This is a genomic window from Exiguobacterium sp. s166 (assembly GCF_018618855.1).
Classification (GTDB): domain Bacteria; phylum Bacillota; class Bacilli; order Exiguobacteriales; family Exiguobacteriaceae; genus Exiguobacterium_A.
This window is the reverse complement of record NZ_JACSMU010000001.1, coordinates 25874-49503: the sequence shown is the minus strand read 5'-3', so window position 1 is coordinate 49503 and position 23630 is coordinate 25874. Positions and strand designations below refer to the sequence as shown.

The window sequence follows — 23630 nt, the reverse complement described above, 5'->3', positions numbered from 1 at the left end:
TACGCAGTAAACTTACTATGTAAGCGCTTTTTTATCTGCATTTCATAGGGGGAACTAGTAATGGAACAAACGTTTTTAATGGTAAAACCGGATGGCGTTGAACGAGGTTTGATTGGGGAAATCATCGCTCGTATCGAACGTAAGGGATTTGTAATTCGTGAAATGAAAATGATGCAGGTATCTGAAGAATTGGCTCAAGCTCATTACGCGGAACACGCAGAAAAACCATTTTTCGGAGAGTTGGTCACTTTTTTGACATCTGGTCCAGTCGTCGCGCTTCGTGTTGAAGGCGAAGATGTCGTCACGGTTTCACGGATGATGATCGGGAAAACGAAACCGACGGAAGCACTGCCAGGAACGATTCGGGGCGATTTCGCGAACACGATGAGCGAGAATGTCATTCATGGTTCAGACAGTGTGGAAAGTGCCGAGCGTGAACTCGGTCTTTGGTTTCAAGGACAACCATTAAACGTTTAATGTTGGCAAGACGATTGAGCAACTGCTCAATCGTCTTTTTTTGTTTTTTGGAAAGGAAATGGCTTTATGCTAAGATAGAAAATAAGATAGGGAGTGTGTTAGAAACAATCCCGACAGAGAGAGGATTTGTGAGGTGGACTATGCAGGACTATGAGCTTTTCATCCAGCGTTTCTTAAAAAAATCAGGAATTGATTTAGGACAATATAAAGAAGCCCAGATGAAGCGACGATTGACAGCGCTACGCGATAAAAAAGGATACAGTACATTTGCTTCTTATATGCAGGCGATGGAAAAAAGTGCGACATTGTATGACGAATTTTTGGATCGCATGACGATTAACGTCAGCGAGTTTTTCCGGAATCCGATTCGGTGGCAACAACTCGAACAAGATATCTTGCCTGTATTGCAAGCCCGTGCTCACGGACGAATCCGGACCTGGAGTGCTGCCTGTTCGACAGGGGAGGAACCGTATTCGTTAGCGATGATCTTAAACGAAAAGATGGATCCTGCACAATTTACGATTCAGGCAACGGACTTGGATGACCTGGTTCTCGAAAAGGCGAAACAAGGCCGTTACGGGGCATCCGCTTTAAATGAAGTGGAGGAAGCACGAAAAAAACGGTATTTCATCGAACAAGAACAACAGTTTGAAGTCGTTCCCGAAATCAGACGTCTCGTTCGGTTCAGTAAACACAATTTGTTGGGTGACCGATATGATACCGGATTTGATTTGATCATCTGCCGGAACGTCTTGATTTATTTTACAGAGGAAGCCAAGGCGCATGTCTACCGTTCATTCGTCGATGCCTTAAAACCGGGCGGCATTTTATTCGTCGGTGGAACAGAACAGATTTTCCAACCAGAACGATTTGGTCTGAAGATGAAGCAAAGCTTTTTTTACGAAAAAATCTAAGGGTAAGAGGGGATGAGGCAACATGCGTTATATGACAGCAGGTGAATCACACGGTAAAGGATTATCGGTCATCATCGAAGGAATCCCTTCTGGTCTTATCATTGATTTTGACAAAGTACAACGTGAGATGACACGTCGCCAAGGTGGTTATGGTCGAGGACGGAGAATGCAGATCGAACAGGACGCGGTAGATGTCCGTGGGGGAATCCGCCATGGCTATACGACGGGCGCACCAATCAGCCTGTTCATTGAAAATAAAGATCATACCCACTGGACACAAGTCATGCAGGCAGAACCGTTGCAAGAAGAGTTGGATCGTCCGCGGACGCTAACCCGTCCAAGACCGGGACATGCGGATTTAGTCGGCGGATTGAAGTATGGGCACCGGGATTTACGGGATGTCCTCGAACGTTCGTCTGCCCGGGAAACGGCGGCACGTGTCGCTGTCGGTGCGATTGCCAAACAACTGTTGAGCCAACTCGACATCGATTTATTCTCGCATGTCCGTTCGATTGGTGGCGTCGATGCGGATGTCATCAATCCACTAACATATCGTGACGCGATTGAGACATCACCTGTCCGCTGTGCCGACGAAGCGGCAGCGGAGCGAATGATGGCAGCGATTGATCAAGCCAAAAAAGACGGAGATACGTTAGGCGGGGAAGTCGAAGTGGTCGTGACGGGTGTCATGCCGGGAATCGGCTCCTTTACGCAAAACGAGACGAAACTCGACAGTCGTATCGCCCGGGCTGTCATCAGTGTCAATGCGATGAAAGCAGTCGGATTCGGAGACGGATTTGAGCTGGCTCGACGAAAAGGCAGTACCGTCCAAGATGAAATTCTGCATGATGAGACAGGTTATTTCCGTAAAACGAATCATCTGGGAGGAATCGAAGGAGGTATGTCGACCGGAATGCCGATTCGGGTCCAAGTAGCGATGAAACCGATACCGACTCTGTATCGTCCCCTGCAGTCAGTCGACATTGAAACAAAAGAACCGTTCGTTGCCCAAATCGAACGAAGTGACGCGTGTGCCGTTCCGGCTGCTGCGGTCGTACTTGAGGCCGTCGTAGCCGTTGAGATTGCTGCAGCTGTCCTTGAGATGTTCGGTACATCGACGCTTGGTCGTCTTAAGCAGGCTGTTACAGACTACCGGGAGGAGGTGCGTCTCTTTTGACGCATCTGATCATCGAGGCAAGCCTTCCTTATCCGGTCTATGTCGAAACGAAGGCTATCCATCATATTCGTGAAATCAAACAAGCGCAAGAAGCAGATCAGTTTTGGATCATTACGGATCAGACCGTAGCGGATTTGCACATGGTGTCGATTCGAAGTCAGCTCGAAAGCTGTTTTCCATTGACAGATCAATCTGTCAGTATCGTCGAGCCGGGAGAAGACAGCAAATCATTATCTGTCTATCAACGGTTATTGGAAGAGGGAATTGAGCAGGGAGCAACCCGTAAGACGATGATCCTTGCAGTCGGAGGCGGCATGATTGGTGACTTGGCCGGATTCGTCGCGGCGACTTTCCTGCGCGGAGTTCCGTTTATCCAAATCCCGACGACCCTGCTTGCTCACGATTCGAGTGTCGGGGGAAAGGTTGGATTAAACTTACGTTGGGGTAAGAACTTAGTAGGTGCTTTTTATCAGCCTTCTGCTGTTTTGTACGATCCCGCCTTTTTACAAACATTGCCTGACCGCGAATGGAGAAGCGGTTTTTTTGAATTATTGAAGCACGGATTATTGGCGCGTCCGACATTTGCTGAAGATTTGATCGGACTTGAATTGGCAGATATCAAACAGTTAGCGCTGGCAGACTGGATTTCAGCCGGGATTAAAGTGAAACAACATATCGTCGAGCAGGATGAACGTGAGGCGGGCATCCGCGCCTTTTTAAATTATGGACATACGTTTGGCCATGCGGTTGAATATGCGAGTGCAGATCTTTCCCACGGAGAAGCGGTCGGAATTGGACTGGTCTTTGTATCGTTACTCGAAGGAAATGAGCGTCAAGCCCGTCAGCTGGTGGAACTGATTGGTCGAATCGGTGTCGTATTACCGGAACGTCAACCGTTTGAAAGGTACTTGGAGTTGATGAAACGGGATAAAAAAAATGATGCGTCGATTCGATTTGTCTTACAAGGTCAAGACGGATTTGGCTTAGAAGCAATCAACCGGAAACGTCTAGAAGAAGCATACGATCAAACAGTGAGGTGTTTAAAGTGGGGTTAAAAGGGACAGTACGCGTACCAGGCGATAAATCAATGACCCATCGTGCATTTTTGATGGGCGGAATCGCAGAGGGGACAACCGTGATTTCAAACGCCTTGCTAGGAGCAGACTGTCTGGCATCACTCGCAGCAGTCGAGGCACTCGGGGCACAAATTCACCGGACGGAACAAGACATTCGGATTACCGGTACCGCTACTCTGAAGGCGGCAACGATTGACTGCGGCAATTCAGGAACGACAATTCGTTTGTTGAGCGGGATTTTGGCTGGCGGACAGGAAACATACATTTTAACAGGAGATGCTTCGCTACAGCGACGGCCGATGGACCGGGTGACTGTTCCGCTTGCGACACTTGGAGCGGACATTGAGGGCACATATGCCCCGCTGACGATTCATGGTCAACCGCTTGTCGGCACGACCTACACATTGCCGGTAGCGAGCGCTCAAGTCAAAAGTGCGGTGTTATTGGCCGGATTGTTTGCAACAGGAGAGACGACAGTCGTCGAACCGATTTTATCGCGGGATCATACGGAACGGATGTTACCGAAATTCGGAGCAGATCTGACGATTCAAGAACTGGAACAAGGCCGACAGATTCGTCTGCAAGGACCGGTCCGACTAAAGGCAACGACGATCGATATTCCGGGTGACCCTTCTTCTGCGGCTTTTTGGTGGGCAGCAGCGGCTTTAGGAGACGACAGCCAAATCACGACGGAACATGTCTTGATGAATCCGACCCGGACTGGATTTTTGCAAGTGTTACGCCAAATGGGCGCCAGTGTCGAAATCACAAATCGCCGTGAAACGGCGGGAGAAGAGACGGCGGATGTAACCCTGACGACGACTCACTTGCAGGCAGTAGCCATCGAAGGGGAGCAAATTCCCTCGTTAATTGATGAAATCCCGTTGCTTGCTTTGCTTGCGACACAAGCAGAAGGGCGGACAGTCATCCGGGATGCAGCAGAACTGCGTGTCAAAGAGACAGATCGAATTGAGACGGTCGTATCCACCCTTCAAAAAATCGGGGCAAAGATTGAAGCAACGGAAGATGGCATGATTATTGATGGACCGACACCACTCACAGGAGCGACGGTCGACAGTGCGGGGGACCATCGTCTGGCCATGATGTTGACGATCGCCTCAACATTACAGCCGGAAATTCAAGTCCTTGGGAATGAAGTAGTTGAAGTCAGCTACCCAACGTTTTATGATGATTTAAAGACACTGCAACAAACGAATCCCTGAAAAAGATCGCGAACAGTGAAATAGAGGAAAGTGAGGCGTTTGCCTTGAACGAAAACGTATTAAAAGAGATCGTCGAAAGTCTCGAACATGGTCACACGTCAGAAGCATTAACGGCGCTCGAACAGCTCGAAAAAACCGGGACGGATGAAGATCGTTTAGCGGTCGCCGATTTGTATATCGAATTGGGCTTATCCGATCGGGCAGTCGATTTACTGGCACCTTTGTATGTCGATTATTCGGGAAATGCCGGTGTAGCTTTATTACTTGCAGAATGTTACATCGATTTGGACCGAGAAGAAGAGGCCATCACTGTGCTTGAGCAGGTCGATGTGACGGATATTGAGAATGGTCCCCGGACATTGGTTTTGCTGGCTGACCTGTATCAGTCCCAAGGGCTCGATGAAGTAGCGTTAGCTAAATTAAAACAAGCGCGTGACTTGGCCCCAAACGAACCATTGCTGGCGTATGGACTGGCGGAACTCTATATGACACTCGGTGCTTTTGATCAAGCCGTTCCTTTGTTTGCGGAAATCGCGGCCGATCCGCTCTTACGCGAAGAGTTACCGCTTGATGCCCTCTATGCGGAATCACTGGCGATGATCGGTGAGTTTGAAGAAGCGATTCCACTATATGAACGCGCGGTTGCCGAGCGCTCGGATCTGCATACGTTATTCGGTCTCGCCATGACGGCCCACCGGGTCGGACAACACCAAAAAGCGGTCGAGACATTCCAGCAACTGATTGCGCAGGATCCCGACTATACGTCGGCCTATGTTCCATACGCGGAAAGTCAGTCGGAACTCGGCTTGACGAAAGAAGCGCTCAATGTCATCAAGCAAGGAATCGAACGTGATGATTACAACGACGAGTTACGGACGATGGAAGCCTTGTTCCTCTTGAAACTTGGTGATCGGGAAGGCAGTGTCAAAGCGTTACGTGAAGCATTGGCCCTCAACCCAGAATCCCTTGTCGCAGCCGAACGGCTGTTGGCCTTACTCGCAGAAGACGAAGATCATGACGCGACGCTCGAGACGATTTCCGCCATCGAAGAACATGTGACGGCACCGATCTTAACGTGGTATCGCGCCCGGTCGTTATACGCGCTTGAAGAATATACGCAGGCGATGGAGAAATATGCGCAAGTGGAAGCTGCTTTTGCAGATGATGCATTATTCTTAAAAGAGTACGGGTATGCTCTCGTAGAAGAAGGGCGCCGCGACGAAGGACTGGTCTTATTACGCCGGGCAGCCAATCTGACACCGGAAGATGCCGATTTAGTCGACTATGTCGAACGAATGGATGGATGATTTCACTGGAGAAGGGAGTAGGATTAAGATGACAGAGAGAAAGCAGCGTTTCTTGCGCCGCATCTTGACCTATTATACGTTGAAACGTCGGGAATCAAAGTGGATCATCGATTATTGGCTTCGAAACGATTCGAAGCTCGAACAGGTTCATTTTGTTCAAAATGCCATGTTTGCGCCCAAGGCAATAATCATTACGACCTATGGATTTGATGCAGACCCTTTTCTCTTTAAAAAAGGAGAGGTCAAGACGACCGATCCGGAAAAAGCCTATCATGATATTCGTTTGACCGATGAACCGATCTATATCGAGTTAAACTTTCAAGGAATGATGATGGATGACGAGTACCTCTCGCTGTTAGAGGAAAATCCTTTTCGACCGGAAGTGGCCGTTGAACCGAAATTGGCAGATGCGGCAATGAATTTCATTGCGGCGACCGTCAACCGTCAAGAAGAAGAACGTTTGGTCCGATTGATTGACGAGGCGCTCGACGCCCGGGATAAAAATCGTTTCCAATCGCTTTCGGACGAATTGCGGATTATTCGCAGTCAACTTTGATCGGAAAATCGAGTCGTTTGCCTTCCTTCGACTGAACCGAAGAAAGGCTTTTTTTTCGAAATCGAAACTAAGGGGAAAATATGAAGAAAAATTGTAGCTAATTTCATAAAACGTTCACATTAAAGAAGCAGTTCCAAAAGCGGATATGATACATTAAATGTGACGAAATGTAAGTGAACAGGAAAGGGGGGGAATGACTTGCGTTTCAAACCATCCGATGTTCAAAGGACGAGAAACGAACAAGCGTATATCGATACGTTGATTGTCCCATTGATTCCCGTCGGATTCGACGAAGCGATGCATGCTTTCTCGGAATGTGCAGATATGACAATGACTGTCGCGACGGAAGTCGAACGGCAATTGTCGGGACGGGCGATGCTTGTTCCGCCAATGACATATATTGGTGAACCGTCCATTGACCAGCTCACCAGTTGGGAGCAGGCCGCATCTTCAGAGCAGTTTCGATTTGTAACGTTCATTACTGCCGATTTACGGTGGAAAGAGACATCGGTCACGGACATCATTTATGTCCCACGTTTATCGCTTGAGACGATGAGTCGCGATCAACAAGGTCAGATGGTCGGGAATTTTGTCGGGCAAGTCTTAGAGCAGTTAGGAAACCGCTGGACCGCGCTATGAAGCGGTTGACGCAATGATTTTATTAAGATACTATTACCATGTGAGAAATTTGTGTGAAGTACTGTGGTCTTGGGGCACAGCGTACATCACGAGGGGGGATCGAGATGGCTCAAAACGGGTCTAACGTAACACGTCGTCAATTCTTGACGTATACATTGACTGGAGTCGGCGGCTTTATGGCGGCGACGATGGTCATGCCGATGGTCAACTTCGCAGTTGACCCAGTCCTGAAGAAATCAGGAGCAGGCGATAAAGTAAAAGTAATGAAGTTGTCGGACATCACGACAGAACCAAAACGGGTCGACTTCAAAAAACAGACACAGGATGCGTGGTATGAGTTTGAAGAAACGTTATCTGCGTGGGTGTTTAAAAACGATAAAGGCGAAGTGTTGGCCTTATCACCGATCTGTAAACACTTAGGATGCCAGGTCAGTTTTGGAGCGGATCCGACGCACCCAGAACAATTCTATTGCCCATGTCACTTCGGCCGGTATACGAAAGATGGCGTTAACGTACCAGGTACGCCTCCGACGAAACCGCTTGATGAATATGAAAAGCAAGAGAAAGATGGTTTCCTTTACCTAGGTAAACCAGTCGAAAGAGGTGCGTAAGCGATGATGCAAAAAATTTATGATTGGATTGATGAGCGCGTTGATATTACGCCACTTTGGCGAGATATCGCCGATCATGAAGTTCCAGAACACGTTAACCCGGCCCATAACTTCTCAGCATTCGTTTATTGTTTTGGCGGGTTGACATTCTTCACGATTGTCATCCAGATTCTTTCAGGGATGTTCTTGACAATGTATTATGTACCAGACATCATCAATGCGCATGCGTCCGTGTACTATCTTCAAAATGAAGTAGCGCACGGTCAAATCGTCCGTGGTATGCACCACTGGGGTGCATCGGTCGTCATCGTAATGTTGTTCCTACATACATTACGTGTCTTCTTCACAGGTTCATACAAAAAACCACGTGAATTGAACTGGGTTGTCGGCGTACTGTTATTCTTCGTTGTCTTAGCACTTGGTCTGACAGGATATCTGTTGCCATGGGATATGAAAGCATTGTTCGCAACGAAAGTTACGATTCAAATTGCGGAAAGTATTCCTGTCATCGGTGGTATCGCGAAAACACTCCTGGCGGGTGGGGAAATCGTCGGTGCAAGCACAATCGCTCGATTCTTTGCGATTCACGTCTTCTTCCTTCCTGCAGCATTGTTCGTCTTGCTCGGGGCCCACTTCATGATGATCCGTAAACAAGGGATCTCTGGACCACTTTAAACCGACACTTATCATTAGACAACTAAAAGGGGGAGAACACGATGCATCGTGGTAAAGGAATGAAATTCGTCACCGATTCACGGGTGTCGATCAACAACCGGATGCCGAATAAGTCAAAAGACTATTCGGAGTATCCAGGTCGGACGGAAGCGTTCTGGCCAAACTTCTTGCTTCGCGAATGGATGGTAGGAGCGGTCTTCCTGATCGGCTTCATGACATTGACTATCGTTGAAGCAGCACCGCTTCAAAATATCGCTGACCCGACGAATACGTCGTACATTCCACTTCCGGACTGGTACTTCTTATTCCTCTATCAGCTCTTGAAATATCAATTTGCGGCTGGTCCGTACATTTTGATGGGTACCGTCATCCTTCCTGGGCTTGCGTTTACGGCACTGTTAGTTGCGCCTTGGCTCGATCAAGGACTCGAACGTCGCCCGGCAAAACGTCCGATCGCGGTCAGCATGATGTTACTTGCGATCGTATCGATCGTCTTCTTGACATGGGAATCAGTTCAGACAACACACTGGGATACTATCCATAAACAAGGTGAGTTGACAATGAACGAAGGTCCAAAAATCGATACAGCAGCAAAAGGTTTCGAGATTTACTCGAATCAATCATGCGTCAACTGTCATGGTAAGAACCTCGAAGGCGGCGCAGCAGCTCCAGCCCTCGTCGGGACGAAGAAGACAGAAAAAGAGATTTATGATATCGCAGTTAAAGGTATCGGTTCGATGCCTGCTGGACAGTTCAAAGGTTCAGATGCAGATCATAAAGAACTTGCTAAATTCATCGCATCATACGGTGAAGGCGGAGAAAACAATAAATAAGACAACCGGCCGGGGGAATTTTCCTCCGGTTTTTGTCTATCATGAGGTGACGATATATGCCGTTCATTCATATTTTAAAACATAAAGCTGTGCTTTGGCCGCTTGCATTGATCAATCTGGGCGGAACATTATACGGCTATTACTGGTATCAGCCGCAACTCGCGCAGTCGAAATGGTACTATTATCCGTTCATTCCGGATAGCCCGACAGCCTCGCTCTTTTTTACGATTATCGTCTTTTTATGGATTTTCAATCGACGATCGCGTTTATTTGAAGCCCTTGCTTTCGTCACCTTGATTAAATACGGGGTTTGGGCAGTCGTCATGAATGCGTTGATGTTACAGGAACTCGGGACGGATGATTCCTTTTTGACCGCGATGGCTTTGATGCTGATGGTTTCACATGGTGCGATGGCATTTCAGGCACTCTTGTATGCGCCTGTCATGACGTTTCGGATCAAGGAACTGGTTCTCGTCTCAATTTGGGTCATTCATAACGATGTTGTGGATTATGTGCTCGGACAGTGGCCGCGGTATCCGGCACTTGCCGAACATATCCAGTGGATCGGATACGGTTCGTTTTGGTTGACCGGATTATGTCTTTTGATGGGATATTGGTTTGTCGCACGCGATTCGATTGACAATAAGTTCGCTTGAACATAAAATAAGACTATAATCTTTTTTTATGAAAGGAAGCGATGATATGGCGAACTATTTAATCTATCTGGCAATCATCATCATCGTGCCAATTTGGGCACAGATGCGTGTCAGAAAGACGTACAAAAAATATCAGGAAGTTCCGATTCACAGTGGAGTGACGGGAGCGCAGGTCGCAGACTTCATCATGAAGCAAAACGGGATTACCGATGTTCGTCTTGAGCCGATTGGCGGGACGATGTCCGATCATTACGACCCAACGAACAAGGTCGTCCGCCTGTCGGAAGATGTCTATTACGGTTCGACGGTATCAGCGGTTTCGATCGCGGCACACGAAATCGGCCACGTCATCCAAGATGCGACGGATTACGGAATGATGCGGGTTCGTCACCGGATTGCTCCGGTGGCTTCGATTACGTCTAACTTGTCATTCCCGTTACTATTGATCGGTTTCTTGGCGGGTATGAGTGGACTGGCGATGCTTGGAGTCATCTTGATGCTCGGAGCAGTCATCTTCCAACTCGTGACGTTGCCGGTTGAGTTTGATGCTTCAAAACGGGCGATGGTCCAGTTAACGGAACATGGAATCATCGATGCAGAAGAAGAACGCGGTTCGCGCCGTGTCCTGAATGCAGCGGCTTGGACATATGTCGCTGCGACGCTCGTTGCGGTTGCTGAGTTTATTCGCTTAGCATTGATTGTCTTTGCACCGTCAAGTGATGATTAAAAACAGGTAAATAAAAAGACGAGGAATCCAATCGGATTTTTCGTCTTTTTTTTGTATGCTGCCCAATCACGTTTCTTTGATCGGAATTCGGTTTTCATCGAAGGTGAATCCTTCTCCGGTCACTTCATAAACGTCATGCAGGGTGATGAAGGCATGTTGATCGACTGATTTGACAAGTGTCTTCAATCGTGTGATTTCATTTCGGGCGACGACGACGTACAGTACTTCCAAGTCGCGTCCTGAATACCCGCCCTTGGCGATCAGGCGAGTCGTCCCGCGATTCATCGTCGCATGAATACCATCCGCGATTTCCGTTCGTTGATCACTGATGATCATCGCGGCTTTTCCGGCATACGTCCCTTCTTGCATCCAGTCAATGACGCGAGCACCGACATAGACGGCAAGTAACGTGTACATCGCCTGTTTGTAATCTAGATAGCTCAGTGATGCGATAATGACAAAAAAGTCGAAGACCATGAAGGTCCGGCCGATCGACCAGCCGAAATACCGTTTTGTTAAGCGGGCGATGATATCGACACCACCGGTCGTGCCGCCGTTATTGAAGATGATGCCGAGACCGACACCGATAAAGACACCGGCAAATAAAGCCGCGAGGACCATATCATCTTTCAAGAAAATTTCAAGCGGTGAGTATTTGGCAATCAATCCATACCAAATTGAAAAACTGAACGTCCCAATCAACGTATAGACGAACGTCGTCCGCCCGAGCAATTTATAACTGACGAAGAATAATGGAATGTTGAGCAACAAGTTCGTGACAGATGGGGAAAACCCGAATAATCCTTTTAAAATCAAGGTGATCCCTGTAAATCCTCCCTCGGCCAACTCGTTCTGCACGTTAAAATGATAGATACCAAAAGCGAAAATAAATGATCCGATCAAAATCCAAATGATATTTTGAATACGAATCGGAAACTGAAATGGGGGTGCCATCTGATTGCTCCTCTCTGACATGACTCTTTCTCTAGGGTAACGGCAGACGTCAAAAAAGACTAGCTTTTCTGATGAAAATCACTTGAAAAGTGGCAGATGTAGTTTTTAGTCGGCAATTTGATTACAATGAGCAGGGGACAGGACATTACTTAATGAAGAGAGAGTGAACTAGATATGAAAAAAGCGATTGGGATTCTCTGTTATCCATCGGTCGGTGGCAGTGGTGTCGTAGCGACGGAACTCGGCATGAAATTAGCAGACCGGGGACACGATGTACACTTCATCACATCGAGCATTCCGTTTCGACTGACGGAGTACCGGCCGAACATTACCGTCCATCTCGTCGAGGTGAATCAATATTCGGTTTTTAAATATCCACCGTACGACATCACGCTGGCGTCGAAAGTAGCGGAAGTCATTGACTTGTTTGATCTTGATGTCATTCATGCCCATTACGCTGTGCCGCATGCCGTTTGTGCGGAGCTCGGGCGAAACATGGCGAAGAAAAAGGGTGTGGCTGTCGTAACGACTTTACACGGAACGGATATTACCGTCATTGGACAGGATTTAGAGATGCAACCGGCGATCCGGTACGGCATCGAAAGTTCGGATGCCGTCACGGCAGTTTCCGAAAGTCTGGCGCTTGAAACAAACATGACATTAAACGGACAGTATACGATTGAAGTCATCCCGAACTCAATTGATGAAAGTATGTATTATCCGATGCGGGATGAACGATTGAAACGCCACTACGGCATCGAACCGGATGAGGTCGTTGTCATCCATATTTCGAATTTCCGACCGGTCAAACGAATCGATGATACAATCGCTGCCTTTGCGATTGCTTCAAAGGATCGTGCCATGCGCTTGTTATTGGTCGGAGACGGTCCGGAAATGGGGCAGACGCGACGCCGGGCAAAGGAACTGGGGATTTACCACAAAATTATTTTTGCCGGCAAACAGGAGCATGTCGCCCAGTTGCTGGCGATCAGTGATATTCATTTACTGTTGTCGGAAAAAGAAGCATTCGGACTTGTCGTCCTCGAGGCAATGGCTGTCGGTGTGCCGAGTGTCGTCTCGAGTGCCGGTGGATTGCCGGAAGTGATTCAAGACGGGAAAACGGGATTCATCGTACCGACGTATGATGTCAAGGCCGCAGCGGACCGGATTGGACAGTTGGCGGATGATGCGACACTGCGGGAAGAATTGGCAGAGGAAGGGATTCGCGATACCCGGAGACGGTTTGATTCCAATCAAGTCGTTCGTGCCTACGAACTGCTGTATGAACGGGTGTGTGCACGCTATGAAAATGCTTGACTACGCCAATCAGATCATTCGAACGATTGAAGAGGCGGGCGGCGAAGCTTATATCGTCGGTGGAGCGGTCCGGGATATGTTGCTCAAACGGGAACCCGGAGATTATGACCTGGCCACTTCGCTTCTTCCGGAAGCAGTCATGCACCTCTTTCCGGTCGTGATTCCGACCGGACTCGATCATGGCACGGTCACGGTTGTCCTCGATCATGTCCCGTTTGAAGTGACGACATTTCGTTCGGAAAGCACGTACAGTGACCGCCGGCGTCCGGATGAAGTGACGCTCGGTGTCAGCTTGGAAGAAGACTTGACGCGTCGTGACTTTACAATCAATGCGATGGCATTGAAGCCGACCGGACTCGTGGATCTGTTTGGCGGTCAAGACGACTTGGCAGCAAAAGTCGTCCGGACGGTCGGTCGAGCGGAAGAACGCTTTAATGAAGATGCCCTGCGGATGATCCGGGCATTTCGATTCATGAGCCAGTTGGAATTTATGCTCGACCAGGAGACGGAACTGGCGATCAAAAACCAAAAACAGCATCTTCAATCGGTTGCCGTTGAGCGCATTGCGATTGAGTTCGAAAAACTGTTGTTAGGTCCCGGACGTGAAGCGGCCTTAGCGGCGATGCTCCGAACCGGAATCCAGCAGTATATGCCCGATCTGAACGAGACAATCATCAAGCAGTTGATGACGTTCCCGTTTAATGGTGTATCGTCAGATGACGTCTGGACACTCGTCTTAGTCGCAGGACTCCGACCGGAATCGTTAAGGGCCTGGAAACGTTCGAAAAAACAGGAAGGGCGTGCGAAGACACTGGCTCCGCTTGTTCAGGAAGCGACGTTATCCGATTGGCAACGTTACCGGCTATCGGACGAAGAGTTGGAACATTTGAACGAGATGACAGGACGCCGACATGAAGGGCGGATGTCCTTGCCGATCCGGCGTCTGCAAGACTTGACGGTCAACGGGCGTGACATGATCGAGCTCGGGTTGCAAAAAAACCAGATTAAAGAAGCGCTTCATCACCTGGAGCGACAAGTCGTACACCGCCAACTGGACAATCAACGCGAGATTCTGTTAAAGGAAGTGAAGAGTTGGAAAAATCAACACGGGACCGAGTCCTCCACGCACTGATGCAGACCGACTGGATATCGGGACAAGAGTTGGCTGATCATTTAAATATTTCACGTACCGCCATTTGGAAACAAATTGCGGCATTAAAAGAAGCCGGATACATCATTGAAGCGAATAAAAAAACAGGCTATCATTTAGCCGATCAAGGTGACCGGTTGACCCCGCTTGCGATTCAACAACATTTGTGGACGCAGGCGCTTGGACAACAGATCATCCATCTCGAACAGACAGAAACGACGCAACGCATTGCCCATGAACAAGCTCAGCAAGCAGCAAACGAAGGCTCACTGATTGTCTGTGACTTTCAAACCGGCGGTCGGGGGCAACTCGGACGCACGTGGTATGAGACGCGGGGAGCGGGCATTGCGATGAGTTTGATTTTGCGACCGGCAACACCGCTTCACCAAGCCGGTCAATTGACATTACTTGCCGGTATCGCCTTAGCTGAGACGTTCCGGACGCTCGATGTTCCGGCGACGATTAAATGGCCGAACGATTTGCTGATCGGTGGACGAAAAGTAGCCGGTATCTTGACAGAAATGCAAACGGAAGCGGATCGTATTAATTCCGTCATCATCGGAATCGGTATCAACGTTCATCACGAACAGTTTTCGGAAGTATTGGCAGACCGGGCGACATCGTTAAAATTAGCGACAGGAAAATCAATTGCCCGCGCTGAAATCGTCGCGTTGTTTTTAAATACGTTTGAGCCGATGTACCGGAAGTGGTTGACGGACGGATTCGCATCATTTGTTCCGGCGTGGGAGAGACATGCCGACCGGTTGAACGATCTAGTAACGTTACGCACACGGCAAGCAACCGTGACCGGAATCTTACGCGGAATTCGGACGGATGGTACTTTGCAGATCGAAACAGAGACGGGTCTGACAACATTTCATTCCGCCGAATTGATTTACTGGACGGAAATGTAAGCTCGGACGTTTGCAGTCTGCTTTTTGAATCATGTATAATGAATCCGAGGATGATAGCCATTTGGAGTCATACCGGTTAGAGGCTTTTATTCATAACGTTTATTTGACTGCCTTGATCCTACTCGGACAGGGACAGAAGGATGATATTGCACTTATCCACGCCTTCTTTCCTATGGATTATTTTAGGAAGGAAGGCGTTTCCTTTTGTCCTCTCTAAACTACGAAGGAGAGAACACACATGCACACGATGACACCTTTATTAAAAAAACAACAGACGGGCGAAAAACTCGTCATGCTGACGGCATACGATTATCCGTCAGCCAAACTGGCAGAAGCCGGACAGGTCGATTTGCTACTTGTCGGTGATTCACTCGGGAACGTCATTCTCGGCTATGATTCGACGATTGCCGTGACCGTAGACGATATGGTCCATCATGCGAAAGCCGTTCGGCGCGGGGCGCCGGCGACATTCATGGTCGTCGACATGCCGTTTGCCAGTTACCATGGTTCGTTTGACCGGACGCTTGAAGCAGCAGCCCGTATTTTCCAAGAAAGCGGAGCAGACGCCCTGAAACTTGAAGGGGCCGGAGACATCTTGACGACAATCCGCCGTCTTACCGATGCCGGGATGCCGTGTGTCGCGCACTTAGGACTGACACCACAATCTGTCGGGGTGCTCGAAGGGTTTAAAGTCCAAGGGAAATCGCTTGAAGCAGCGGAACAGTTGATTGCCGACAGTTTGGCAGCAGAACAAGCCGGAGCGAAGATGCTCGTCCTCGAATGTGTACCGCATCCCCTCGCAAAACGTGTTCAGGAACTCCTGAAGATTCCTGTCATCGGGATTGGTGCAGGGGCGGATGTTGCGGGTCAAGTATTGGTTTATCATGATCTTTTGACGTACGGTGTCGGCCGGCTTCCGAAATTCGTCAAAGCGTACACGGATTGGAACACATCAGGGACGGAAGCGATTGCGCAGTATGTCCAAGAAGTCAAAAACGGAACTTTCCCTGAACTCGCCCATTCCTTTATGATGGATGAAGAATTGATCGGGGCGTTATATGGAGGATCAAAAGAATGAAAATCATGCAGAGTGTTGAACAACTGCGGGAAGCGTTGGCAGGACAAACATCGATCGGATTCGTTCCGACGATGGGGTTCTTGCACGAAGGACATGCCTCATTATTGAATCAGGCACGTCATGAAAACGATATCGTTGTCTTGAGTATCTTTGTCAATCCGACCCAATTCGGTCCAAACGAAGATCTAGACCGTTATCCGCGCGATGAACAGCGCGATCAACAACTGGCGCAAGCAGCAGGTGTCGATTACCTCTTTTATCCGACGAATGATGTCATGTATCCGCTCGATATGGCGCGGGTTACCGTTCGTTCGGGTGATGACGTCTTATGTGGCGCATCACGTCCGGGACATTTTGACGGGGTCTTAACGGTCGTCAGTAAATTGTTTAATATTGTCCAACCGACGCGTGCCTATTTCGGATTAAAGGATGCACAACAATTGGCATTGATTGAAGGATACGTCACAGATTACTTCGTCCCGGTCGAAATCAAGCGGTGTCCGATCATTCGCGAAGCGGATGGACTGGCGAAATCGTCGCGTAACGTCTATCTGTCGGAAGCAGAACGCAAGCAAGCGCCGGGGATTCAACACGCATTGCAGGAAGCAAAACAAGCGCTCGACGCCGGGAAACCACTTGAAACCGTTCTTGCACAAACCCGTACGTCCCTTCAATTTGAAGGAACGACGATTGATTATGTGGAAGCCGTCGCCTATCCGACGCTCGGACCGGTTGAAGCGACAACGGAAACGATTTTACTGGCGGTTGCCGTTCAATTTGCATCGGCCCGGTTGATTGATAACTTACTATATACGAGAGGAGCATGATTATGTTACGCACATTCATGCATGCAAAATTACACAAAGCCCGTGTCACGGAAGCAAATCTCCATTACGTCGGCTCGATTACGATTGACGAGGATTTGCTCGATGCGGTCGGGATTCTCGAAAATGAGAAAGTCCAAGTGACGAATAATCAAAACGGCGCACGTATTGAGACGTATGCGATCAAGGGTGCCCGCGGTTCTGGCGTGATTTGTTTGAACGGAGCAGCTGCCCGTCATTTCCAGATCGGAGATGAAGTCATCATCATGGCCTATGCGCAGTTGACGAACGAAGAAATCTCATCACATGTTCCGAAAGTCGCGGTCCTTGATCAGGATAATTCAATCAAGCAGATGTTATCGCAGGAAATCGCACATACGATCTTATGATTTTTGAGGGACCCGAGATACATTCGGGTCTCTTTTTTGTTAAGATGGAACTTGAGATGCCATATATATAAGATATGGATGGTTAAAGGTGGAGATGAGTCGTGGAAAAGAAGTTTGTTGTAGTGGATTTAGAGACGACCGGACATTCGATTAAATCCGGCGATGAGATGATTGAAATCGGAGTGGCAGTAATTGAAGATGGTCAGATTACAGATCGTCTGTCGGCATTTGTCCATCCGCAAAAACCGATTCCGCCGTTTATTTCTCAGTTAACCGGTATTAAAGATGAGGACGTGGCGCAGGCGGAGTCCTTCGCGACCATTGCACCGCGTGTTCTTCAATTACTCGATGGCGGTGTGTTCGTAGCCCATAATGTGCAGTTTGATTTGACCTTTTTGAATGAAGCACTAGAGGAAGAAGGGTATTTACCGTACTCCGGTCCTGTCATTGATACAGTGGAGCTGGCAAGAATCTTATTGCCGACTGCCGAAAGTCATTCCTTGTCCCATTTGACGGAAGCGTTACAACTGACGCACCATGAAGCACACCGGGCTGGGAGTGATGCCGAGGCAACAGCGGAATTGTTGCTCCATCTACTTACGCGTCTACAGGATTTACCGCTCGATACATTACGACACTTACGTCGGTTAGCGGGAAAGCTGTTTAGCGCCATTGAAGAAGAAATCGATCAAGCGATTCAAACGGTGGGACTGGAGCCGGATGACCGTTTTGATTATTTCCGTAAGCTGGCTTTAAAGAAACGCACCGAACCGGAAGAATGGATGGAACGGACAGAACTGGAACCATTCAGTCCGTTCGTCGACCGCTTGAATGAAACGGTATTCCCGCAACTGTTTCCTGGATATGAACCGCGTATGGGACAACTTGAAATGATGCGTCACGTCTATCAATCGCTTGATCAAGAAACGCCATTACTGGTTGAGGCAGGAACGGGAACCGGGAAATCGCTTGGGTATCTTGTACCGGCGGCGCATTATGCGATTGAACATGAAACGCCGATCATCGTCAGTACGCACACGATTCAATTGCAGGAACAGTTATTTGCCCGGGATCTGCCGCTTTTACGCCAATTGTTTGAAGCACCGGTTGACATCACCCTGTTAAAAGGCCGCAGCAATTACATGGACTTGCGCAAGTTCGAGTTTTTTCTCAGTGAAACGGAAGAACCGTATAACTTCACGCTCGCTAAAGCGATTTTGTTAGTCTGGTTGACGCAGACCGAGACAGGAGACCTGGAGGAAGTCAGTTTACCCGGCGGGGCAGCGCAAGGTAATATCGCCATCAAACAACTGATTCAGTCGGACAGCCAGTCGCAACTCGGACGGTTTGACCCCTGGTACAGCCGTGATTTTTTCCATCATGCAGTCCGACGGGCAAAACAAGCGACGATTATCGTCACGAACCACGCTTTGTTGTTTAGTGATATTCAATATGAAGCCGGCGTCTTACCAAAGGGATGCCCCTTGATTTTAGATGAAGCACATCAAATCGAAGAAGTGGCCAGTCATCATTTTGGATTGGTTTTTGACGGCCATTCCTTTGACCGGATTTTCAGACAGCTTGGATTCTCTTCCGATAAAAAATTATTAACGCGTCTGATTAGTTTATCGGATCAATATGACTTGACGGAGTTGGTCGAAGCGCACAGTGAAACGATCGATGAGACGTTGACAGCACTGCTTGAAGAAGCAGACGGACTGTTGACGATCATTCAAGCGTACGGTCTTGAACTCGCATCACGAAAAGAACGGCGTGAAGGACGGGTCACGGTTCGTTTCAAACGACTGGATCATTCAATGCGTGCCGTACAGGAGAGCGCGAAACGGGTCGAACTTGTCTTAAGACGGTTACGGCAAGCCATTCGGGCGATTCATAAACTGTTCCATGATCAACGGGAACATATGAGTTACCGTGAGCGCTCGGTCGTAGCCGATCTAAAGGCTGTCATCGGCCAACTGGAGGAAGTCGAACAGGCGATTTTCGAGACGATGCTCGCACCTCACGACGAGACGGTTTCCTGGATTGAAACGACAGCTAAAAATCGAAAGTTAACAAGGATTTATACGCAACCGATTGATATTTCAGACCGTCTGCACCGGGAAGTGTTTTCGAAACGGACCTGTATCTTAACGTCTGCGACCTTGACGGTTTCGAATAAATTCCAGTTCATCGAAAAACGGCTTGGACTATCGGAACTTGAGACACGACGTTTCATCGTTCCGTCACCGTTTGGCTATGCAGAAAAAGTCCGGCTGATGGTCCCGACCGATTTACCGTTATTGCAGGACGTGCCGCAAGCGACGTATTCTGAAGTCATTGCGGACGCTATCATCCGGATTGCCGAAGTGACGGAAGGCCGGATGTTGGTACTCTTTACGTCAAACGAGATGTTGCGTCAAACGCATGATGCGACGAAAATGGCCTTGCCGGAACGGTTTACGCTGCTGTCCCAAGGAATCACCCAAGGGTCACGACAACGGTTGATGAAACAATTCAAACAGCTCGATGCCTGCATCCTGTTCGGTACAGCCAGTTTCTGGGAAGGCGTTGACGTTCCGGGTGATGATCTCAGCTGTCTTGTCATTGTGCGTCTGCCGTTTGCACCACCCGATCAACCAATCGTTCAAGCACGTTCGGAGCAGATTGAACAGCAAGGCAAATCGTCGTTCTTCGAATACAGTTTGCCGCAAGCGATCATTCGCTTCAAACAAGGATTTGGCCGCTTGATCCGGACGACAAATGACCGGGGGGTCGTCTTCATTTTTGACCGCCGTATCGAGACGACACGGTACGGAAAACGGTTCGTTTCCAGTCTGCCCAATGTCCCGCTTTTAGCGCAACCGCTCGACGAATTAACGGCCGAGTTGGAATTGTTCTTAAATGAAACGGATTGAGTCTGTTAAAATAAGCATTATCGCATTATAATAGATGTAGAAAAATGAGGGAGGATATAAGATGGATTCGAAAATCGAGACGCTAGCAACCGTCAAGGTCAACCGCCATGACGATACGTACAAGATTGTAGACTTATTGAATCGCACGTTAAAAACAGAAGATTTGATGTTTGGTCTGGCATTGGACGAAAAAGATAAGGAGCAGATGGTCTTTACCATCTACCGCACATGAAGTGGAAGATCGTCATTGGTCTGATCGGCTTCATCCTTTTGATTACGCTCATCGGGACAGGTGTGTATCAATTCACCGTTGCTGAGGCAAAAGAACGCGAACAAACCGTTGCCGTACAGGCGGAATCACGTTTGAAAAAAGAAGTGGCACCGCAACAGATTCAATTTGATTATGTATTTAATGGAAAAACCCAGTATAGTGTCTTTACGATTAAACAGGATGGTCAAGCATTACGGGCATTCGTTCCGAAAAAGGGTAAAATCGAGACGAGACGTGTCAAGGATGGGATGAAGATTGCCGATGTCATTCGACAAGCGGGCAATCCGGAGAACATCGTTTCAGCGAAATACGGTTTTGAAGACCGGGCGCTGATTGAAATTGTCACTAAAACGACGACCGGATACGATTATTCGTATTATACCTATCAAGAGGGATCCTTCATCAAACGATTACGGATCAACTAAAAAAGGAGTGGGCAGGATGTTATCGAAACGGGTACAACAACTGACACCGTCAACGACACTGGCGATTACTGCAAAAGCGAAAGCCTTGCGTGAAGAAGGACAAGATATCATCGGACTCGGTGCAGGCGAACCGGATTTCAACACTCCAGAATTTATCATCCAAGCGGCATTTGCAGCAGCTGAAGCAGGCGATACGAAGTACACGCCGTCCGGCGGAACAGTGGCTCTAAAAGATGCAATCATTGAAAAAACCCGCCGTGATTTATGGGTATCATATGACCGCTCGGAAGTCATGGTCGCTTCCGGAGCGAAGCATGCCTTATCGACATTGTTCCAGGCGATTTTAGATCCGGGCGACGAAGTCATCGTCCCGGCTCCGTATTGGGTCAGCTATCCGGAGCAAATCAAACTGAGTGACGGCGTTCCGGTCATCCTCGAGACGACGGAAGCATCACGCTTTAAAGTAACGCGTGATCTGCTCGAGCAACATATCACGCCGAAAACAAAAGCACTTGTTTTAAACTCACCTTCGAATCCGACAGGGATGGTCTACACGAAGGAAGAACTTGAAATGGTCGCAGATGTGGCGATTGCCCACAATTTGCTTGTCATCAGTGATGAAATTTACGAAAAGCTGTTATACAACGGTGTGACGCATTTATCGATTGCGACGTTACCACATATGCGCGAGCGGACGGTCATCATCAACGGCGTGTCGAAATCGCATGCCATGACAGGCTGGCGGATTGGTTATGCCATCGGACCGAAAGACATCATCAGTGCGATGACGAACCTTGCCAGTCATTCGACTTCAAATCCGACATCGATCGCGCAAGCGGCATCGGTCGCAGCCTATGCGGAAGGTGACGCACCGGTCGAGGCGATGCGTGTTGTGTTTGAAGAACGCTTGGAACAAATTTACGACCGGTTGATTCAAATTCCAGGCTTAACCTGCCTGAAGCCGGAAGGTGCTTTTTACCTGTTCCCACATGCCTTACGGGCAGCCGAAATGTGTGGCTTCTCAAACGTCGATGACTGGTGCACAGCGGTCTTGTCGGAAGCGAAGGTCGCCCTGATTCCGGGCTCCGGCTTCGGCGCACCAGAATATGTCCGGTTATCGTATGCGACAGACCCGAAACGGGTACTTGAAGCATTAGACCGGATCGAAGGATTTATCACGGCACATACGGCCGTTTAATAGAGAGAGGATGTTGACTTTTGAAAGCAATGATTCGGGATGTAGAGAAATACGTAGGCGAGGAAATCACGATTGGCTGCTGGCTCGCAAATAAACGTTCGAGCGGAAAAATCGCGTTTCTTCAATTACGCGATGGTTCAGGCTTCATGCAAGGAGTCGTCGTCAAGGAAACAGTCGGGGAAGAATTGTTCAAAACGGCGAAAGGCTTGACGCAGGAAACATCAATGTGGGTGACTGGCGTCATCAAGTCGGATGGTGGACGGACAGCAATCGGTCACGAAATGGAAATCACAGCGATCGAAGTGATTCATGAAGCGGTCGATTATCCGATTACACCAAAAGCGCACGGAACGGATTTCCTGATGGATAACCGTCACCTCTGGTTACGATCGAAACGTCAACATGCCGTCATGGTTGTCCGGAACGAACTGATTCGGGCGACATATGAATTCTTTAACCAAGAAGGATTCATTAAAGTTGATCCTCCGATTTTAACCGGCAGTGCACCGGAAGGAACAACTGAATTGTTCCATACGAAATATTTTGACGAAGATGCCTACTTGTCGCAATCCGGTCAGCTTTATATGGAAGCAGCCGCGATGGCACTCGGCAAAGTCTTCTCATTCGGTCCGACGTTCCGTGCTGAAAAATCAAAGACACGCCGCCACTTGATCGAGTTCTGGATGATGGAGCCGGAGATGGCGTTTTATGATCACGACATGAATCTCGAAGTTCAGGAAAACTATGTGTCGCATCTTGTTCAATCGGCTTTGAAAAACTGTCGTCCAGAGCTCGAGTTGCTCGAGCGTGACTTGACGGTTCTCGAAAACATTCAAGCCCCGTTCCCGCGTGTAAAATATACGGAAGCGATTGACATGCTGAAAGAACAAGGTTTTGACGATATCGAATTCGGCGACGATTTTGGTGCGCCTCATGAAACGGCAATCGCCAATACGTTTGCGCGTCCCGTCTTCATTACACACTGGCCGAAAGCCATCAAACCATTCTACATGAAAGAAGATCCGGAAAACCCGGGCTTCGTATTATGTGACGATTTGATTGCGCCGGAAGGCTATGGAGAAATCGTTGGTGGTTCACAACGGGAAGAAGACTATGAGAAGTTGCTTGCCGGTATGAAGGAACATGACCTGGATGAAACCGGTGCTTACAAATGGTACTTGGAAACACGTAAATATGGATCAGTACCGCACAGTGGTTTTGGTCTTGGACTTGAACGGACTGTCGCCTGGATCACAGGAGTCGAACACGTCCGCGAGACGATTCCATTCCCGCGTCTGCTGAACCGATTGTATCCGTAATAGTG

At 48.6% G+C, this 23630-nt stretch carries 25 protein-coding genes; 24 read left to right on the top strand and 1 reads right to left on the bottom strand.

Annotated features, from left to right (window positions below):
- Window positions 1-60 precede the first annotated feature (60 nt).
- The 13 genes from ndk (at window position 61) to KNP93_RS00205 (ending at window position 10871) form a co-directional block, all read left to right on the top strand.
- Window positions 61-477: a nucleoside-diphosphate kinase gene (gene ndk / locus KNP93_RS00265; protein ID WP_131502539.1), complete on the top strand. Its 417-nt coding sequence runs from the start codon at window positions 61-63 to the stop codon at window positions 475-477.
- Window positions 478-617: 140 nt separating this feature from the next.
- Complete coding sequence (locus KNP93_RS00260) at window positions 618-1391, top strand: CheR family methyltransferase (RefSeq protein ID WP_131502538.1); 774 nt, start codon at window positions 618-620, stop codon at window positions 1389-1391.
- A 22-nt stretch (window positions 1392-1413) separates the two neighbouring features.
- Complete coding sequence (gene aroC / locus KNP93_RS00255) at window positions 1414-2568, top strand: chorismate synthase (protein ID WP_131972536.1); 1155 nt, start codon at window positions 1414-1416, stop codon at window positions 2566-2568.
- Window positions 2565-3623: a 3-dehydroquinate synthase gene (gene aroB, locus KNP93_RS00250; protein WP_214852653.1), complete on the top strand. Its 1059-nt coding sequence runs from the start codon at window positions 2565-2567 to the stop codon at window positions 3621-3623. The genes aroC and aroB overlap by 4 nt, the downstream gene beginning before the upstream one ends.
- Window positions 3614-4867, top strand: a complete 1254-nt coding sequence (gene aroA, locus KNP93_RS00245; RefSeq protein ID WP_131972538.1) for a 3-phosphoshikimate 1-carboxyvinyltransferase — start codon at window positions 3614-3616, stop codon at window positions 4865-4867. The genes aroB and aroA overlap by 10 nt, the downstream gene beginning before the upstream one ends.
- 44 nt (window positions 4868-4911) lie before the next feature.
- A complete protein-coding gene (locus tag KNP93_RS00240) occupies window positions 4912-6174 on the top strand; it encodes a tetratricopeptide repeat protein (protein ID WP_114595565.1) in 1263 nt (420 codons plus the stop codon).
- A 28-nt stretch (window positions 6175-6202) separates the two neighbouring features.
- Window positions 6203-6730, top strand: coding sequence for a ReoY family proteolytic degradation factor (locus KNP93_RS00235; protein ID WP_114595566.1), 528 nt, complete (start codon window positions 6203-6205; stop codon window positions 6728-6730).
- 198 nt (window positions 6731-6928) lie between these two features.
- The gene (locus tag KNP93_RS00230) at window positions 6929-7369 is read left to right on the top strand and encodes a DUF2487 family protein (RefSeq protein ID WP_114595567.1); all 441 of its coding nucleotides are present in this window, start codon (window positions 6929-6931) and stop codon (window positions 7367-7369) included.
- A gap of 104 nt (window positions 7370-7473) precedes the next feature.
- A complete protein-coding gene (locus KNP93_RS00225) occupies window positions 7474-7980 on the top strand; it encodes a ubiquinol-cytochrome c reductase iron-sulfur subunit (protein WP_026828085.1) in 507 nt (168 codons plus the stop codon).
- Between the two features lie 3 nt (window positions 7981-7983).
- The gene (gene qcrB / locus KNP93_RS00220; protein ID WP_012370658.1) at window positions 7984-8655 is read left to right on the top strand and encodes a menaquinol-cytochrome c reductase cytochrome b subunit; all 672 of its coding nucleotides are present in this window, start codon (window positions 7984-7986) and stop codon (window positions 8653-8655) included.
- Window positions 8656-8696: 41 nt separating this feature from the next.
- Window positions 8697-9488 (top strand): menaquinol-cytochrome c reductase cytochrome b/c subunit, encoded by a 792-nt coding sequence (locus KNP93_RS00215; RefSeq protein ID WP_114595568.1) that lies wholly within the window; start codon window positions 8697-8699, stop codon window positions 9486-9488.
- Between the two features lie 56 nt (window positions 9489-9544).
- Entirely contained in the window at window positions 9545-10144 is a 600-nt protein-coding gene (locus KNP93_RS00210; protein WP_131502533.1) for a DUF1405 domain-containing protein, read from the top strand.
- 46 nt (window positions 10145-10190) lie between these two features.
- The gene (locus KNP93_RS00205; RefSeq protein ID WP_114595570.1) at window positions 10191-10871 is read left to right on the top strand and encodes a zinc metallopeptidase; all 681 of its coding nucleotides are present in this window, start codon (window positions 10191-10193) and stop codon (window positions 10869-10871) included.
- 66 nt (window positions 10872-10937) lie between these two features.
- Here the strand turns inward: KNP93_RS00205 and KNP93_RS00200 are convergent, their stop codons facing one another.
- A complete protein-coding gene (locus tag KNP93_RS00200) occupies window positions 10938-11825 on the bottom strand; it encodes a YitT family protein (RefSeq protein WP_114595571.1) in 888 nt (295 codons plus the stop codon).
- A 174-nt stretch (window positions 11826-11999) separates the two neighbouring features.
- On the opposite strand from KNP93_RS00200, the gene bshA reads away from it, so the two are divergent.
- The 11 genes from bshA to asnS all read left to right on the top strand — a co-directional run bounded on the left by bshA (window position 12000) and on the right by asnS (window position 23625).
- On the top strand, window positions 12000-13142 hold the full coding sequence (gene bshA, locus KNP93_RS00195; RefSeq protein WP_214852651.1) for an N-acetyl-alpha-D-glucosaminyl L-malate synthase BshA: 1143 nt from the start codon (window positions 12000-12002) through the stop codon (window positions 13140-13142).
- On the top strand, window positions 13129-14274 hold the full coding sequence (locus tag KNP93_RS00190) for a CCA tRNA nucleotidyltransferase (RefSeq protein WP_251138583.1): 1146 nt from the start codon (window positions 13129-13131) through the stop codon (window positions 14272-14274). Before bshA ends, KNP93_RS00190 begins: the two co-directional genes overlap by 14 nt.
- Complete coding sequence (locus KNP93_RS00185) at window positions 14235-15206, top strand: biotin--[acetyl-CoA-carboxylase] ligase (protein WP_214852649.1); 972 nt, start codon at window positions 14235-14237, stop codon at window positions 15204-15206. Before KNP93_RS00190 ends, KNP93_RS00185 begins: the two co-directional genes overlap by 40 nt.
- 238 nt (window positions 15207-15444) lie before the next feature.
- Window positions 15445-16284: a 3-methyl-2-oxobutanoate hydroxymethyltransferase gene (gene panB / locus KNP93_RS00180; protein WP_214852647.1), complete on the top strand. Its 840-nt coding sequence runs from the start codon at window positions 15445-15447 to the stop codon at window positions 16282-16284.
- Window positions 16281-17111 (top strand): pantoate--beta-alanine ligase, encoded by an 831-nt coding sequence (gene panC / locus KNP93_RS00175; RefSeq protein WP_214852643.1) that lies wholly within the window; start codon window positions 16281-16283, stop codon window positions 17109-17111. Before panB ends, panC begins: the two co-directional genes overlap by 4 nt.
- Before the next feature lie 2 nt (window positions 17112-17113).
- Entirely contained in the window at window positions 17114-17497 is a 384-nt protein-coding gene (gene panD / locus KNP93_RS00170; RefSeq protein ID WP_026828094.1) for an aspartate 1-decarboxylase, read from the top strand.
- Window positions 17498-17598: 101 nt separating this feature from the next.
- Window positions 17599-20412: an ATP-dependent DNA helicase DinG gene (dinG, locus tag KNP93_RS00165; RefSeq protein WP_214852635.1), complete on the top strand. Its 2814-nt coding sequence runs from the start codon at window positions 17599-17601 to the stop codon at window positions 20410-20412.
- Window positions 20413-20473: 61 nt separating this feature from the next.
- Window positions 20474-20644 carry a YpmA family protein gene (locus KNP93_RS00160; protein ID WP_012370646.1) on the top strand — a complete coding sequence of 57 codons (171 nt, stop codon included), beginning with the start codon at window positions 20474-20476 and terminating at the stop codon, window positions 20642-20644.
- Window positions 20641-21108 (top strand): hypothetical protein, encoded by a 468-nt coding sequence (locus KNP93_RS00155; protein WP_131502528.1) that lies wholly within the window; start codon window positions 20641-20643, stop codon window positions 21106-21108. The genes KNP93_RS00160 and KNP93_RS00155 overlap by 4 nt, the downstream gene beginning before the upstream one ends.
- Window positions 21109-21124: 16 nt before the next feature.
- The gene (locus KNP93_RS00150; protein ID WP_131502527.1) at window positions 21125-22306 is read left to right on the top strand and encodes a pyridoxal phosphate-dependent aminotransferase; all 1182 of its coding nucleotides are present in this window, start codon (window positions 21125-21127) and stop codon (window positions 22304-22306) included.
- 20 nt (window positions 22307-22326) lie between these two features.
- Window positions 22327-23625 (top strand): asparagine--tRNA ligase, encoded by a 1299-nt coding sequence (gene asnS / locus KNP93_RS00145; protein WP_131502526.1) that lies wholly within the window; start codon window positions 22327-22329, stop codon window positions 23623-23625.
- Window positions 23626-23630 lie beyond the last annotated feature (5 nt).